Origin of the sequence: Mesorhizobium sp. M0518 (assembly GCF_040321125.1) — a bacterium.
In the GTDB taxonomy this organism is placed as follows: Bacteria; Pseudomonadota; Alphaproteobacteria; order Rhizobiales; family Rhizobiaceae; genus Mesorhizobium.
The window spans coordinates 332165-346854 of record NZ_JAMYQY010000005.1 but is presented as its reverse complement, the minus strand read 5'-3'; the positions used below and the strand labels follow the sequence as shown (position 1 = coordinate 346854).

Annotated in this window: 13 protein-coding genes and 2 tRNA genes; 6 read left to right on the top strand and 9 right to left on the bottom strand. The window is 62.8% G+C overall.

The genetic code is table 11. The features are described from left to right. Positions 1–145: 145 nt before the first annotated feature. Complete coding sequence (locus NKI66_RS10205) at positions 146–1810, bottom strand: ABC transporter substrate-binding protein (RefSeq protein WP_023810293.1); 1665 nt, start codon at positions 1808–1810, stop codon at positions 146–148. 289 nt (positions 1811–2099) lie between these two features. On the opposite strand from NKI66_RS10205, the gene NKI66_RS10200 reads away from it, so the two are divergent. From NKI66_RS10200 to rbsK, 3 genes are read left to right on the top strand one after another with little or no spacing between them, the layout of a single operon-like run. Continuing rightward, positions 2100–3158, top strand: a complete 1059-nt coding sequence (locus NKI66_RS10200; RefSeq protein WP_023810294.1) for an ABC transporter ATP-binding protein — start codon at positions 2100–2102, stop codon at positions 3156–3158. Positions 3159–3179: 21 nt separating this feature from the next. Then, a complete protein-coding gene (locus NKI66_RS10195; RefSeq protein WP_023810295.1) occupies positions 3180–3632 on the top strand; it encodes an RbsD/FucU family protein in 453 nt (150 codons plus the stop codon). A gap of 4 nt (positions 3633–3636) precedes the next feature. Further along, entirely contained in the window at positions 3637–4581 is a 945-nt protein-coding gene (gene rbsK / locus NKI66_RS10190; protein ID WP_023810296.1) for a ribokinase, read from the top strand. Between the two features lie 53 nt (positions 4582–4634). Here the strand turns inward: rbsK and NKI66_RS10185 are convergent, their stop codons facing one another. The 3 genes from NKI66_RS10185 to NKI66_RS10175 form a co-directional block, all read right to left on the bottom strand. Beyond that, positions 4635–5756 (bottom strand): glycosyltransferase family 2 protein, encoded by a 1122-nt coding sequence (locus tag NKI66_RS10185; protein WP_023810297.1) that lies wholly within the window; start codon positions 5754–5756, stop codon positions 4635–4637. Next, a complete protein-coding gene (locus tag NKI66_RS10180) occupies positions 5750–6310 on the bottom strand; it encodes a polysaccharide biosynthesis C-terminal domain-containing protein (protein ID WP_023810298.1) in 561 nt (186 codons plus the stop codon). The genes NKI66_RS10185 and NKI66_RS10180 overlap by 7 nt, the downstream gene beginning before the upstream one ends. A 386-nt stretch (positions 6311–6696) precedes the next feature. Continuing rightward, a tRNA-Asp gene (locus NKI66_RS10175) sits at positions 6697–6773 on the bottom strand. A gap of 216 nt (positions 6774–6989) precedes the next feature. Here NKI66_RS10175 and NKI66_RS10170 point away from each other — a divergent pair. Then, a tRNA-Val gene (locus tag NKI66_RS10170) sits at positions 6990–7065 on the top strand. Between the two features lie 61 nt (positions 7066–7126). Here the strand turns inward: NKI66_RS10170 and NKI66_RS10165 are convergent. The 5 genes from NKI66_RS10165 to NKI66_RS10145 form a co-directional block, all read right to left on the bottom strand. Continuing rightward, positions 7127–7897: an SDR family oxidoreductase gene (locus NKI66_RS10165; RefSeq protein WP_023810299.1), complete on the bottom strand. Its 771-nt coding sequence runs from the start codon at positions 7895–7897 to the stop codon at positions 7127–7129. A gap of 13 nt (positions 7898–7910) precedes the next feature. Next, a complete protein-coding gene (locus NKI66_RS10160) occupies positions 7911–8906 on the bottom strand; it encodes an ABC transporter permease (protein ID WP_023810300.1) in 996 nt (331 codons plus the stop codon). 144 nt (positions 8907–9050) lie between these two features. After that, positions 9051–10091, bottom strand: coding sequence for a sugar ABC transporter substrate-binding protein (locus NKI66_RS10155; protein WP_013532176.1), 1041 nt, complete (start codon positions 10089–10091; stop codon positions 9051–9053). 38 nt (positions 10092–10129) lie between these two features. Then, positions 10130–10894: an ATP-binding cassette domain-containing protein gene (locus tag NKI66_RS10150; protein WP_128305438.1), complete on the bottom strand. Its 765-nt coding sequence runs from the start codon at positions 10892–10894 to the stop codon at positions 10130–10132. After that, positions 10891–12057, bottom strand: a complete 1167-nt coding sequence (locus NKI66_RS10145) for an ROK family transcriptional regulator (RefSeq protein ID WP_023810301.1) — start codon at positions 12055–12057, stop codon at positions 10891–10893. Before NKI66_RS10145 ends, NKI66_RS10150 begins: the two co-directional genes overlap by 4 nt. A gap of 221 nt (positions 12058–12278) precedes the next feature. Between NKI66_RS10145 and NKI66_RS10140 the strand changes: the two genes are divergently transcribed. Then, positions 12279–13457, top strand: coding sequence for a M24 family metallopeptidase (locus tag NKI66_RS10140; RefSeq protein ID WP_352751557.1), 1179 nt, complete (start codon positions 12279–12281; stop codon positions 13455–13457). Next, the gene (locus tag NKI66_RS10135) at positions 13444–14673 is read left to right on the top strand and encodes a M20 metallopeptidase family protein (protein ID WP_031212928.1); all 1230 of its coding nucleotides are present in this window, start codon (positions 13444–13446) and stop codon (positions 14671–14673) included. Before NKI66_RS10140 ends, NKI66_RS10135 begins: the two co-directional genes overlap by 14 nt. Positions 14674–14690 lie beyond the last annotated feature (17 nt).

Genomic DNA, 14690 nt, shown 5'->3' with positions numbered 1-14690 from the left:
CGGCCCGGCCCCCCCGCCGCCCCCCCTCTGGCCGCGGTCCCCCGCCGCCCCCCACAAAACCCCCCCCGGTCTCCCGCCCGCCGCGCGCCGCTCCCGGTCAACCGGGGGGGGGGGGGGCCCCCCCCCCCACGGTTCATAGGCCAGCCTACATGCCGAGCGAAGCTTTGTAGAGCTTGATCTGGTTGTCGCGGCCGATCTGGTCGGTCAGCTTCTCCCAGGCCGCCGCGATGGCGTCGGCGCCTTCCTGCGCCTTCATCTTGCCGGCGAAAGTGTTGGCCAGGATGTCCTCGGCGGCGCTGTAGTACTGGAAGATGCCGGGGATGCGTGGCTCAATTGCAGCGTTCGGATGATTGTAGCTGTCGGATTCCGACTTGAGGTAGGAGGTGATGAACGCCTCGTCGTAGCCGGCCGCCACCCATTCGGGAATGTCGAAATGCGAGTTGCGGTAAGGCTGGAAGCCCGATGGATACATCGCCGTCCAGATCGACAGGTCCTTGCCGCCGAGATGCGCGGCAGCGGACCAGGCCGCCTTCTTCTTCTTTTCGTCGGCATCGACGCGGGCCATGACATAGACGCCCCAGCCGAGATAGGCGCAGTTGGGCGCATAGTTCGGGCCGCTGGCGAGCTTGTCCCAGGCGCCGGTCTTCGCATTGTAGACATCGTCCGAGCCCGGCAGGATCGAGAAGCCGGTGACGTCGCCGACGACGGAAGAGTCGTTGGTCTTGACGTTGGAGCCGACGTCGCCCCACCAGGTGACCATCGAGCCGGTGCCGGCCAGGAACTGCTGGAAGGCGGTCGTGTTCGGATCGGCGTTGATCTGGTCGGCGGGTTCGGACGGCAGCGCGTCGATGACGTCCTGGATGGCGCGCACCCAGGCCGGATTGTTGACGCGCGGCTTCATCGTGTCGGCGTCGAACAGCCAGGCCTTGTCGTCCGGATGCTTGGCATAGGCGCTAGCGCGGCTGCCGAGGAAATAGAAGCCGAAACCACCCCACGCCTTGGGCGCGTCGAGATAGCCAAAGACGTCCTGGTCCTTGAGTTTCTTTCCCTTGAGGAACTTCGTCACCGCCTGGACCTGCTGCCAGGTCTTCGGCACGCCCCATTCACCTTCGCCGCCGCCGTCCTTCCAGGCCTTGGCGAGGTCGGCATCGGTAAACACGTCGGTGCGGTAGTTGAAATTGTGCGCGTCGCCGTCGACGGTCACGCGGTATTGCTTGCCGTCCCAGGTGCCGACCGGCGGCTGCAGATAGGCCACGACGTCCTTCATGTCGATCTGGTCCTTGACCCAATCCGGCATTTCCGAGGTCAGGCCCTTGCCGCAGACATCGCCTTCGAACGGCGCGCCCATCTCGATGATGTCGAAATCGACGGTGCCGGTGGCGATCGACTGCTGCAGGCGGGCGTTGTAGTCGGCCTGCGCCAGGTCGATCCAGTTGATCTTGGCGCCGGTATAGGTCTCCCATGGCTTCAGGAAGCCGCGGAACAGCACATTGTGCAGGTTCTGGTTGTTGAGACCCATGAAGGTCAGCTCGACGCCGGCGAATTCGCCTTCCTTGACGTTGGCCTTGGTCGCCTCGAGGCAGAGTTCACCGACCTTCTGGAAATCGGCGTCCGTCGGCTGGCCTTTGCCGACGCCGGGGATCTGCAGGATTTTGGAGCGCAATTCGCTTGCCGCGGAGGCCGGTCGCGTCAAGGCGCCAAGTCCGGCGCCGGATGCGGCTGCGATCGCGGCCATGCTGGCCGCGCCCTTCAATATGTCGCGCCTTGTGGCGCCGGCACGAACCAGTTTCTCGTAAAGACCCGTTCTCATCGCCTATTTCCTCCCAGAACATCAGTGTGAATAAATCGGCCAACTGTCGGACGCTGGAGCGCCAAGGATGCTCCCCGGTTCGGAAACGAATTAGGCAGGACCCCACCCTGCGTCGATTGAAATTCCCTGCGGATCGGGTACCGACATTTTGACCAGCGCCTGCCACTATTCTCACAACCAAACGCCGTGTCAACGAGAGCGGGTTTTTATCTATAAGAGACCGACTTGCCCTGGCAGGTCGCGTTGGGTAGCTTCTGCGCCTACGGCTAATGGAGCCGATGGGGGAGATATGGCGCAAGTCGCGATCAGCAAGGTGGCCAAGGCCTTTGGAACGGTCAAGGTTCTGCACGAAGTCAGCGTCGATATCGCAGACGGACAGTTCGTGGTGCTGGTTGGCCCTTCGGGTTGCGGCAAGTCCACGTTGCTCAGGATGGTGGCTGGGTTGGAGACCGTCTCCGCCGGCACGATCGCCATCGGCGACCGCGTCGTCAATCATCTGCCGCCGGCCAAGCGCGACATCGCCATGGTGTTCCAGAACTATGCGCTCTATCCGCACAAGACGGTCGAGCAGAACATGGCCTTTGCCCTCAAGCTCAGGAAAACCGATCCGGCCGTGGTCGCCGAGCGGGTCAAGCGCGCCGCCGATATCCTCGACCTCAACCCTTATCTGAAGCGCTATCCCCGCCAGCTTTCCGGCGGCCAGCGCCAGCGCGTGGCCATGGGCCGCGCCATCGTGCGCAATCCGCAAGTGTTCCTGTTCGACGAGCCGCTCTCCAATCTCGACGCCAAGCTGCGCGTGCAGATGCGCACCGAGATCAAGGAGCTGCACCAGCGGCTGAAGACCACTACCATCTACGTCACCCACGACCAGATCGAAGCCATGACCATGGCCGACAAGATCGTCGTCATGCGCGACGGCCGCATCGAGCAGGTCGGCGCGCCGCTCGAACTGTTCGACAGACCGGCCAACCTGTTTGTCGCCGGCTTCATCGGTTCGCCCTCGATGAACCTGCTCAAGGGCGTCATGCGCAAGGGTGCCAGGCCCGGTGTCGACATTGCAGGCACGCTGTTCCCGATTGCACCAGGCAATGCAGCGCAGGATGGCCAGGCTGTCGTCTATGGCGTGCGCCCGGAGCATCTCGAGATCCATCCCGATGGCGTGCCAGCGAAGATTTCGGTGGTCGAGCCGACCGGCTCGGAAACGCTGGTGTTCCTGCGCTTCGGCGACGGCGAGATGGTGGCGCTGTTTCGTGAGCGGCACGACTTCAAGCCCGGCGACACGCTGACCCTGAAGCCCCGGCTCGATCAGATCCACCTTTTCGACGCAGAGACCGGCAAGCGTCTCTGATCCCAACTCACGAGGAATACCATGCTCAAAGGCATAAACCCGCTGCTCAATGCCGACGTGCTGCAGGCATTGCGGGCAATGGGGCATGGCGATGATCTGATCATCGCCGACACCAATTTTCCGTCCGATTCGGTGGCGCGCCAGACGGCGCTCGGCCGCGTGCTGCGCATCGATGCCTCGGCGGCGCAAGTGGTCAAGGCGGTGCTGTCGCTCTACCCGCTCGACACATTCGTCGATGATTCGGCCGCACGCATGGAGATTGTCGGCAAGCCGGACGAGATTCCGCCCGTGCAAAGCGAAGTGCAGAAGGAGGTCGACAACGCCGAGGGCAAGTCGTGGCCGATGATCGCGGTCGAGCGTTATGCTTTCTACGAGCGCGCCAAACAGGCCTATTGCGTGATCCAGACAGGTGAGCGCCGCTTCTACGGCTGCTTCGCCTTCCGCAAGGGCGTCGTGCCGCCGGATGCGGAGTAGCGGCATGGCTTCGGGCAAGCCGGTCGTCATGAAGCCGGTCGTCATCCTGGGTGTGTTCGTCGCCGACACCGCCTACAGGGCGCAGCGGCAGCCGCGCATGGGCGAAACCATCCTCGGCACATCCTTCACGCTGGGGCCGGGCGGCAAGGGCTCGAACCAGGCCGTGGCCGCCGGGAAGCTCGGCGCCGACGTCACCTTCCTCACCCGCCTCGGCGTCGATCCCTTCGCCGACATGGCCAGGCAGACCTGGGCGCAGGCGGGCGTCAAGAATGCCGTCATCGACACGCCGGAAAGCTACACCGGTGCCGCCTACATCTTCGTCGAGGAGACCACCGGCAACAACGCCATCATCGTCAGCCCCGGTGCCGCCATGCTGATCTCGTCAGCCGATATCGAGGCCAATGCCGGGCTGATCGGCGGTGCCGGCGTCTTTGTCACCCAACTCGAACAGCCGATCGAAGCAGCCATGCGGGCGCTGGAGATCGCGCGTGGGGCAGGGGTGACGACGATCCTCAATCCGGCCCCCGCGGCAAAGCTTCCCGACCGCATCTACACGCTCTGCGACTACCTCACACCCAACGAGACCGAGACGGAGGAACTGACCGGGATGAAGGTGTCCTCGGTCGACGAGGCGCGGCGCGCCGCGGACAGCCTGCTCGAAAAGGGGGTCGGCACGGTCATCGTCACGCTCGGCGACAAGGGCGCGCTTTTGCACTCGAAGACCCGCTCGGACCATGTTCCAGCCGTCAGTGCCGGGCCGGTGGCCGAAACCACGGGGGCAGGCGATGCCTTCAATGGCGGGCTTGCCGCAGCACTTTCGAGGGGCGTGGAGCCGCTGCAAGCGGTGCGCTTCGCCTGTGCCGTCGCTGGCATTTCGGTGACCCGGCCAGGGACCGCGCCGTCAATGCCGACGCTTCGGGAGGTCGAGGCGCTGCTGGCTGGGGGATAAGATCGGCTTGGCTGACTGGCCGCTGACGCCGCCTCCGGCCAGTTCTTGAGGCCCTATGGTTTTTTCGAACGCAAGCTTGTGGAGATATTGCGCAGCGGGCCTGTGAAGCGCCAGCTTCTGGACTGATGCAAGGCCGCGACTTGCATCTGGCACGCTTGCAACCTTTGTTCGATCTCGTCCTTCTCGTTCCTGGCATCCGAAGCGGCGCTCTGCAGCCCGACGCTGCTTTGGTGAGCCGCCTCAAGCGCACTGCGCAACCTTGAGATTTCAGAATGCAATGTCGCCTTCTCGGCTTCAGCGCTTGCAAGCATCGGTCGGATCGTCTGCACATCCTCCCAGGCAAGGCGCGCTACCAGATCCCCGACGGCACGGCGCATCTGCTCGCTCCAGGCCCTGGGATCAACGCGCATGAGGCGCGAGTATTCGGATTGTTCCTTGCTGGCGTTCGGTATCCAGACTCGCAAGGCCGAAGGCCACCAGCCGGCTCTGTCGGCGATATCAAGCAGTGTGGCGAGTTGGGATACTGCGGAGTGCCGTGATTTTTTCCATGCGGCGCTGAAATGCAGGACGGTTGGAACGCGGCAATAGGTGAAGGGGTTTCGCGGATTCTCGCGCATGATTCGCCGCCACAATTGCCAGTCCCCGGCCGATGCGACGTCTTCGGGCCAGACATCTCGCGACGGCAGGCAATCGGCCCGATACAGGAAGCAACTGGCGGGTATCGTGTTGCCGACCTCAGTGAACCCCCTGAACTCGTCGGCCAGGTCCAGATTGGTCAGGAAGGGGGCTGCGATGCCATCGGTGGAAACCCACAGCGCCTGACTGTACGCGATGGCAGCTCCAGTTTTGAGGCCATCCGCCAGGATCTCAAAATGATCCGGAAACAGGAGGTCGTCATCGGCGGCAAAGCCAATCAGCTCGCCGCGTGCCTCACGCAGCACGATGTTGCGGTTCGCGTAGCCGAAGTTCGGCGCCTTGGGGAGATCGAAGAAACGAATGCGGCTGTCATGGAAGGCTTCGACCACCTCGGCCGTGCCGGCCGCGCAGCCGTCGCCGACGACCAGCAATTCAAAATCGTCGACGGTCTGGTCCAGCACCGATTGGATAGCCACACCGATGACATCCACGCGCGAGTGCGTCGGCATGAGGATGGAAAAGCGGGGCTTGCTCACCATCCCTTCGCGCTGCCGAAATCATGGGGGATGAGATCGGTATCGATCGGCAGGCGATACTTATCGGGATTTGCGTGATCGTATTGTATCGTTGGGAAGTTGATGGCGACCACGTCGGATGTTCCGATGTTTCGGTCGGCATGCCAGACAAATTTCGGAATATTGACCAGGCGTGGATGATTGCTGGAGAGGTAAACCTTCGAAATCTTGCCGTATGTGCTGGATTCGGGGCGAGGGTCATAAAGGACCAGTTCCATCTCGCCGCTGATCACAAAATAGCGGTCCTCGTGCAGCTTGTGCAGGCCCCACCCTTTCACCAAGCCAGGGCGAATTGTGAACATGTAGGAAAAGACCAGCGGGTCGGCATGCCAACCCCAGCGCGGGTCATAGATCTCCGTGACGCTGCCGCGGTCGTCATTGTGCCGGATGCTGTCGAAAAAGGACATGCCGTCCACAAGAGGCGTGGTGCTTTGCCGCTGCTCGTCCAGAGTCCGTTGATCCTGCTGGGCGGCGGCAAGTGTGGTCTCCAGAAGATTCAGGCTGGTGTGATCGCTCATGAACAAAGTCCCCGCTGTTTGACTGCCTTCAGATCGACCTTCCTCTCACAATTTTCGATGGATGTCCTGATCGAGCTCACAGGTTCGTGCAGCCATGATGACTTTTTCGGGGGCGGTTGGATGGGATCGGAGACAGGGGATGGCCAGACGTGCGGGTGCGCGCCGGCGTGCGACTGACAGGATTTGGGCGGCGCCTTGCTTGCGCCGGTTGACGCGACCAGAGCGCGGCGTCGTCAATGCCGACGTTGCAGAGGCGGTTCCTGGGTCTATGCTTGGGAGATCAAACTCAGATCCGAGACAATCCGAGTTGCCTCATCCAAGATGATTTTTTGACAATCAATGTCGACATTTCTCTGAAGCCAAGGGCTTGATACCCTTGAGAGAAATGGCGCGAGTGACGGGGCTCGAACCCGCGACCTCCGGCGTGACAGGCCGGCACTCTAACCAACTGAGCTACACCCGCGCATGGCGAACACGTGTCAGCCGTGTTCGTCGTTGGGGCGCTGGATAAGGGGTTCGCCACCGGGTGTCAAGCGTGACAGGACAGCATAACAGCAAACAGGAGAAGGTTTTTTGACAGCCGGCGTTTTGTTGGCAAAACCGGCATCCAACCAGGGCGTCCTGCATTCATTTGGCCTTGCGAAGCGGACCCTGACCGCTTAAAGGTCCGGCCCGGAGCGGGCGATTAGCTCAGTTGGTAGAGCGCTTCGTTTACACCGAAGATGTCGGCGGTTCGAGCCCGTCATCGCCCACCATTCCATAGTCCATTCAAACTGTTGCCAGACACGGAACCGAGTCGTCTGGTTCGTGCTGCACTCAAGGCGGCAACAGACGGAAATCATTGCCCTCGGGCAGCAGCTGTCCGCCATCGACAACAATGGTCGTGCCGGTGATGTAGCTGGCATCGTCGGAGGCGAGGAACAGGAAGGCGTTGGCGACGTCGCGCGGGCTGCCGAGGCGGCCGAGCGGAATGGAGTCCTCCATGTTCTTGATGTAAGCCGCGCCGCGATGCAGCTCGATGGCTTCGGTCAGGATGTTGCCGGGCTCGACGCCGTTGACGGTGATGCCGTAGCCGGAGAATTCCAGTGCGGCGGCGCGGATGAAGCCGTTGATGCCGGCCTTGCTGGCCGAATAGTGGCCATGGCCCGGGCTGGTGACATGCGGGCCGGTAATGGACGAGGTGTAGAGCATGCGGCCGAAGCCTTGCGCCTTCATCGGCACCAGGGCCGCGCGGCTGGCATTGAAGGTGCCGCGCAGATTGACCGCCATGACGCGGTCCCAGTCATCAGTGCTGGTGTTCTCGATCAGCTGCCAGGGATAGATGCCGGCATTCTGCACGATGACGTCGAGGCGGCCATGGAGTTTGAGCGCCAGCGCCACGGCGGCCTCGGCGTCGCTCATTTGCGAGATGTCGGTGCGGATGAAGGGGACGCCCAACTCGCCAGCGGTGGCTTGCCCGGCCTCGACCTCGGTGTCGGCGAGCACCAGCCTCGCGCCTTCCTCGGCAAAGCGTAGCGCGATGCCCTTGCCGATGCCGCGGGCGCTGCCGATGATCAGCGCTACCTTGTCTTGTAACCGATTGGTCATGCGAGCCGTCCTGTCATGCGAGTCTTTGGCGAATGGTTTGCTTGAAGGCGTCGAGCAGCACGGCCGCCAGCACCAGCAGGCCGTGGATCACCTGGGTGAAATTGGCCGGCAGGCCCATCAAATTGATCGCCGTGTTGATGGCCGAGAGCAAAAGCACGCCGGCATAGACGCCGGGGAGGGTGCCGACACCGCCTTTCAGGCTGACCCCGCCGATGACGACCGCGGCGAACGCGTTGAACAGCAGGCCGACGCCGAGATTGGCGGTGGCGCCCGAGGTGCGGATCGCCAGCAGCCAGCCGGCAAGGCCGGCAATGGCGCCGGCGAGAACGAAGGCGATGATGAGATTGCGGTTGACGCGGATGCCGGCGCGGAAGGTCGCCGTCTCGTTGCCGCCGATCATCACCAGATGCCGGCCGAACGGCGTCTTGGCCATGATCAGCGAAAAGACGACGAAGCAGCCAACCGCGATCCAGGCGGTCAGCGGCAAGCCGATCAGGCGCTGGATGCCGAACCAGCGGATGGCCGGCGCCAGGTCCTGTGCCGAGCGGCCGCCTGACACGACCAGCACGAGGCCGCGCACCCAGATGTAGGACGCCAAGGTAATGATGAAGGCGCTCATCTTCACCTTGACCACCAGATAGCCGTTGAAGGCGCCGATGAGGCCGCCGACTGCCAGCGCCAGCAGCAGCGAAACCGGAACCATCAGCCATTCGGGATGCAGCTGCACGCCCATGCCGATGCCCGACGAGCAGAACAGGATGCCGACCGCCATGGCGCTGAGCGCTGCGACGGATTCGACCGACAGATCCATGTGGCCGGCGATGATCACCAGCGCCAGGCCGATCGACATGACGCCGAGCACGCTGGAAGCCTCGATGATGTTGGCGAAAATGCCGAGCTGAAAGTAGTTCGGGACGAAGATGGAGAAGACCACCAGCACGAACAGCAGCATGAACCAGACGAGGTTGTCGAGTACGAACTCCAGGGCTTTGCGTGTGCGCGGGTTCATGGGCTGATCCGGTTGGCGCCCCGCGAAATCAACTCGATTTCGTCGGGTTAAGGCGCGGATTCAAATTCGCCACGGCATCCTTTCGGACGCGGCGGTGTGAAGGGGCAGGCTCCGGGCCGTTACGGCCCGGAGCGCTTTCAATGACTATTCGACCGACTTGACGGTGTCCGTCGGCGGCTTCTGGTTGCCCCAGAAGGCCGGATTGTCGACGTTTTCCTTGGTGATGGCGGCACCGGGGATCTTGATGTTCGGACCCCAGGCTTCCTTGGTCACGGTCGATTTCAAGCCGAGCACGTCGTATTCACCGGGCTTGATCTCTTGCTTCTTGACGATCTTGTCCATGAACATGGCGACAGCCGCGGCCTGCGCGTAGAGCGGCTGCTCGATTTCGGCGTTGAGCCAGCCCTTGCGGATCAGGTCGAGGCCGACCGGAGCGCCGTTCGAGCTCATCAGCATGACGTCGCCCGGCTTCTTGCCGGCTGCCTCGAGCGAGGCGACGGCGGCGACCGAAAGGTGCGCGGCATGGCTGAAGATCAGGTCGATGTCGGGGTTTGCCAACATCTGGTCGGCAACGATTGTGCCGGCATTGCTGGCTTCCCATTGCATGGCCGGAAGCGAGATGATCTTGACGTCCGGAAACGCCTTCATCTTCTCCTCGAAGCCCTTCTGGATGTCGAGCGTATAGGGATCGCCGGGATCGCCGAGCACCTGCAGAACCTTGCCCTTCACCGAGCCGTTCTTGGCTTTCAGCAGCTTCTCGGCCTGGTCCGCGGCGACGTAGCCGATCTCGACCGTTCCGGCGACAGAGGTGAAGTCGGATGGCGTCGAGGTGATCTGGCGGTCGAACTCGACCACCGGGATGCCGGCGGCGCGGGCTGCCTCGATCGACGGTTTCAGTGCATTGAAGTCAACTGCCGCCAGGATGATGGCCGCCGGCTTCAGCGCGATGACATCGTTCATCTGCGATTGCTGGGCGTCGGTCTTGTTGTCGGCGTTCAGCGTCTTCATCTCGTAGCCGGTCTGCTTCAGGAACAGTTCCAGCGCGCTCACCGAGCCGGTCTGAAACTCGTCCAGCAGGGTCGGCACCATATAGTAGACGATACCCTTGGACTGGGCGAATGCCGGCGTGAGCGTGGCAAAGGCCAGTGCAAGGATACCGAAGACAGCAAGAAGTATTCGCTTCATGTCGTTCGCTCCTCTTAAGCCGGACCCCTCTTTGTCCCTCAGCCTGTCGGTCCGGCACCGGCAAGCGTCTCACCGGTGATCATGTTGATCACCGCATCGGGACTTGTTTTATTGCGTGCGACATCGCCGGCCACGACGCCTTGGCGGATCACCACGATCCGGTCGGCGACCTGAAAAGCCTGCTGCATGATATGGGTGATGATGACGACGCCGATGCCCTGGTTCGCCACCTGGCGGATCATGTCGAGGCCGCGCCGCGTCTGTTCGACCCCGAGCGCTGCGAACGGTTCGTCTAGCAGCACCAGCTTGCCGCCCCAATGCACGAACCGGTTGAGCTCGATGGCTTGCCGCTGGCCGCCCGAAAGGTGCTCGACATTGGCGCGCAGCGAGGGAATGCGGGTGCCGGCACTGGCCAGCGCCTTTCCGACGACGGCTTCCATGGCGCGCTCGTCGAGCACGGGAATGCCGAAAACCTGTCTGGTGATTTCGCGGCCCATGAAGAAATTGGCGACCACGTCGACATTGGTGCACAGCGACAGGTCCTGGTAGACGGTCTCGATGCCGGCTGCCTTGGCCTCTGCGGGCGACCGGGCAAGGAACTCCTTGCCCTCGAACAGCATTCGGCCGGAGGTCGGCTCCAGTCCGCCGGCGATAATCTTGACCAGTGTCGATTTGCCGGCGCCGTTGTCGCCCAGCAGCGCCACGACCTCGCCCTTGCCGATCGAGAAGCTGATGCCCTTGAGCGCTTCGATCGCGCCATAGTTCTTGGTGACGTTGTCGAGCACCAGCAGGGGTTCACTCATGCCGCAATCTCCCTGCCTTTGAGAAGGTCGCGCTCGCGTTCGCGTTCGGCCGCGAACATCTGCCCGAAGCGAGGTGACAGCACCCCGGAAACCGCAAGGGCGGCGGCGCCGCGCAGCACGGAATGCTGTCCGCCGCGCGCCACCACAACCCTCGGCGTCGTGCGGTCCTTGCGGGCCGAGACGGAGTTGTGCAGGCCTCCGGCCGAACCAGCCAGCATTTCGAGCAGGTCGGTGGACGCCAGCCCGCCGAGGATGACCGTCTCCGGGTCGAACAGGTTCTCGATGACGGCGACGGCGTTGTGAAAGATCGGTGCGACTTCGGCGACCCAATCCGCCTCGCTGCCGTTCCAGCGCCGGAGCGCCTCGAGCGACAAATATCTTTCGAGGCAGCCGCTGTTGCCGCACGGGCAAGCCTCGCCGCCCGGAATAACGGGAATGTGCCCGATCTCGCCGGCATTTCCCCAGGCGCCGCGCAAGGCGCTGCCGTCATGAATCATGACACCGCCAAGGCCGACGCCGAAATAGAGATAGTAATATTCGGAAAACTGGGCGCCGAGGCCGTAGAGGCGCTCGCCCATGGCGGCTGCTGCCATATCGGTTTCAAAGAAGGCCGGCAATCCGGTGGAGGCCGCCAGCCGTTCGCGCAGCGCTACATCCTTCCAGCCGGTCATGGTGGTCGGCCCCACGAAACTCATGGACTCCACGTCGAATGGGCCGGGCAGGGCCATGCCGACGCCTAGCACCCGTCCGCCAGCCCGTAGTCTGGTCAATTCCACCACCATCGCCCCGATCAGCTCGAAGGCGTGGTCCGGCGTCGCATTTGGCGCCTCGCGGTAGATGCTCTCGATCACGTCGCCGCTCAGATTGATCAAGGCGGCGCTGATACCAAGCGGAGTGATGTGGATGCCGACGGCATAGCCCCCATCGGGGTTGATCCGGAGCGTCGCTGGCGGCAGGCCGCGCCCCTTCGGCTCTTCGCGCAGCGACAGGATGTAGCCCTGATCTTCCAGTTCGCGAACGATGGTCGACACCGTCTGGACGGTGAGGCCGACGCGCCGGGCGATCTCGCCGCGGGCGATCGGTCCATGCAGGCGGATGGACTCAAGCACGATGCGCCGGTTGTACGGCCGCCCGAACTCCTGATTGGTCCCCCGCAGTGCCATGATTGCGCCCCTTAGGAGAGCGCAGCTTTGCATTGCTTATTTATTCAGTCAAATGGAATTCAAAAATAAATTCACGACGAAGTTTTCCAGGGAAGGCCTTCGAGGACGTATTCGGTTCAGGACCTGCTCACACGCCGCCCTGGCTGATTGCCGCCATGTCGAAACCGTTTCAAAGGTGGGCGAACCCCGCGACCGTTGATCCGACAAAGCATGGAGCAAAGATGATCGAATTGCCGTTTGCCCGCGACGAGTACCAACAGCGGCTACGAAAAATCCGCACCGAGATGGCCAAGCGCGGTCTCGAGCTCCTTGTTGTCAACGACGTTGCCAACCAGCATTACATCACCGGCTATGATGGCTGGTCGTTCTATACGCCCCAGGTCGTGCTCGTGCCAATCGAAGAGGTCGAGCCGGTCTGGATCGGGCGCGCCATGGATGCGGCCGGCGGTCTTCTGACAGCCTGGATGAAGCCGGAAAACGTGGTTGGCTTCCCGGAAGACCATGTTCAGCGCGTCGATCGCCATCCGATGGACTGGATCGCAAACTGGATCGTCGCCAGGGGCTGGGGGAGCAGACATATCGGCATCGAACTCGAAGCCTATTATTTCTCCCCCAAGGCGCACGCCCGGCTTGTCGCCGGACTTCCCAACGCAAAATGGCACGATGCCGACCTGCTGGTGAACTGGATCCGCGCGGTCAAATCGGCGCCCGAGATCGCGTATTTGCGCAAGGCATCGACCCTGGCCGAAGCGGCCGTCACGCGGACCTTCGAGGTGATTGCGCCGGGTGTTCGCGAATGCGATGCCATCGCCGCCATCCAGGCGGCGCAGATTGCGGGCAGCCCGGATTTTGCCGGCGACATCACCGCGCTTCCACCGACAATCCTCGGTGGCGAGAATGCCTCGGCGCCGCACATCATGTGGAGCGACAGGCGGTTCGGGGAAAACGAGACGATCGCGCTGGAACTTGCCGGCGTCTGCCGCCGCTATGCCGCCGGCCTCGCCAGGACCATGCAGCTTGGCAAGACGCCGACAAATGTTTCGGACACGGCAAAAGCGGTGATCGAGGGCATGGATGCGGTGCTCGACGCGGTCAGGCCGGGAACATCAGCCGAAGCCGTCGAAGCCGCCTGGCGCAAGGTCATCCAGCGCTACGGACTGAAGAAGGAATCGCGCATCGGCTACTCCATCGGGGTTGCCTATCCGCCGGATTGGGGCGAGCACACGATCAGCCTCAGGCCGGGCGACAAGACCGTGCTTGAACCGGGCAATGTCGTTCATTCCATCCTCGGCATGTGGATGGACGGCTGGGGCATCGAGATCAGCGAGACCATCCTGGTCACCGAAGCCGGCCATGAGACCCTGACGAAGTTCCCGCGAGAGATCCATGTCAAATCCTGAGGGTTCGGCCACGGCGGGTGGTGTTGCGAAAACCGTGACGACCGATATCGCCGCCGGAATTCTCGATCGGATGATCGAGGTCCGCCGCCATCTGCACCGCAATCCCGAGCTCTCGAACCAAGAGGCCGGCACGCAGCGTTATCTCAGGCAGATGCTGGTGGATCAGGGGATTGCCGACATTCGCGACGTCGCCGGCTTTGGCCTTGCCGTCGATATTGTCGGCACCGGCAAGCCGTCAAATCGAAAGGTCGCCATTCGCGCCGACATCGATGCCTTGCCGATCGAGGAGGAGTCCGGCGTCGAGTATGCATCGACGAATCCAGGCGTGATGCATGCCTGCGGCCACGACGCCCATGCATCGATGGCTTTCGCGGTCGCCGCGCATCTCCACCAGTCGCGGGACAGTTTTGGCGGTACCGTTCGCCTGATCTTCCAGCCGGCGGAGGAGGACGAACCGTCGGGCGGCAGGCGGGTGGTGGAAGAGGGGCTTCTCGACGATATCGACGCCGCCATCTGCGTCCACGTCGATCCGTACACACCGACCGGCAAGATCGCCGTCGGCTCCGGTCCCTACACTCTGGCCTGCGACACTTTCGATGTGGCCGTCATCGGCTCGGCGTCACACGCGGCAAAACCGCATGAGGGTGTCGATGCGTTGGCCGTGGCTTGCTCCCTGGTGAGCGAATTGCAGAAGATCGTTTCGCGCGAGATCGACCCGTACGATCCGCTGGTGATTTCCGTGACGGCCATCAACGGCGGCAACGCCTACAATGTCACCGCCGGCAAGGTCACGTTGAAAGGCACCATCCGCAGCGGCAGCGATGCAACCCGCGAGCGTGCCTGGCGCCGCATTCGTACGATAGCCGATGGGGTAGCGACCAGCCACGGCGCGCGTGTCGAGGTCGACATCCACAAGGGCGAACCGGGGGTTGTCAACGATGTCGAGATGACTGAACTGATTGCCGCCAGCGCCAAGGCCTGCATCGGTGCCGACAACGTCCTCAACACGCCCGGATGGACGATCGCGGACGACTTTGGCTACTACAGCGAGAAACGTCCTTCGGTCTATTTTCGGCTGGGAATCCGAAACGAGGCGATCGGATCGGTCTTTCCGCTCCATCACGCCCGGTTTCGTGTCGACGAGGCCGCGTTGAAGGTCGGCGCGGCCACCCTGGTTGCGGCAGCGACGGCGTTTCTGTCGATGGAAGCGCCTTAGTCAGCCATCATGATGGT

Excerpts from the sequence above, each read along its gene's own strand:
- NKI66_RS10135 (WP_031212928.1), top strand. The coding sequence starts at position 13,444 with ATGTCAAATCCTGAGGGTTCGGCCACGGCGGGTGGTGTTGCGAAAACC.
- NKI66_RS10150 (WP_128305438.1), bottom strand. The coding sequence starts at position 10,894 with ATGAGTGAACCCCTGCTGGTGCTCGACAACGTCACCAAGAACTATGGC.
- NKI66_RS10195 (WP_023810295.1), top strand. The coding sequence starts at position 3,180 with ATGCTCAAAGGCATAAACCCGCTGCTCAATGCCGACGTGCTGCAGGCA.
- NKI66_RS10185 (WP_023810297.1), bottom strand. The coding sequence starts at position 5,756 with ATGGTGAGCAAGCCCCGCTTTTCCATCCTCATGCCGACGCACTCGCGC.
- NKI66_RS10145 (WP_023810301.1), bottom strand. The coding sequence starts at position 12,057 with ATGGCACTGCGGGGGACCAATCAGGAGTTCGGGCGGCCGTACAACCGG.
- NKI66_RS10200 (WP_023810294.1), top strand. The coding sequence starts at position 2,100 with ATGGCGCAAGTCGCGATCAGCAAGGTGGCCAAGGCCTTTGGAACGGTC.
- NKI66_RS10155 (WP_013532176.1), bottom strand. The coding sequence starts at position 10,091 with ATGAAGCGAATACTTCTTGCTGTCTTCGGTATCCTTGCACTGGCCTTT.
- rbsK (WP_023810296.1), top strand. The coding sequence starts at position 3,637 with ATGGCTTCGGGCAAGCCGGTCGTCATGAAGCCGGTCGTCATCCTGGGT.
- NKI66_RS10165 (WP_023810299.1), bottom strand. The coding sequence starts at position 7,897 with ATGACCAATCGGTTACAAGACAAGGTAGCGCTGATCATCGGCAGCGCC.
- NKI66_RS10160 (WP_023810300.1), bottom strand. The coding sequence starts at position 8,906 with ATGAACCCGCGCACACGCAAAGCCCTGGAGTTCGTACTCGACAACCTC.
- NKI66_RS10205 (WP_023810293.1), bottom strand. The coding sequence starts at position 1,810 with ATGAGAACGGGTCTTTACGAGAAACTGGTTCGTGCCGGCGCCACAAGG.
- NKI66_RS10180 (WP_023810298.1), bottom strand. The coding sequence starts at position 6,310 with ATGAGCGATCACACCAGCCTGAATCTTCTGGAGACCACACTTGCCGCC.
- NKI66_RS10140 (WP_352751557.1), top strand. The coding sequence starts at position 12,279 with ATGATCGAATTGCCGTTTGCCCGCGACGAGTACCAACAGCGGCTACGA.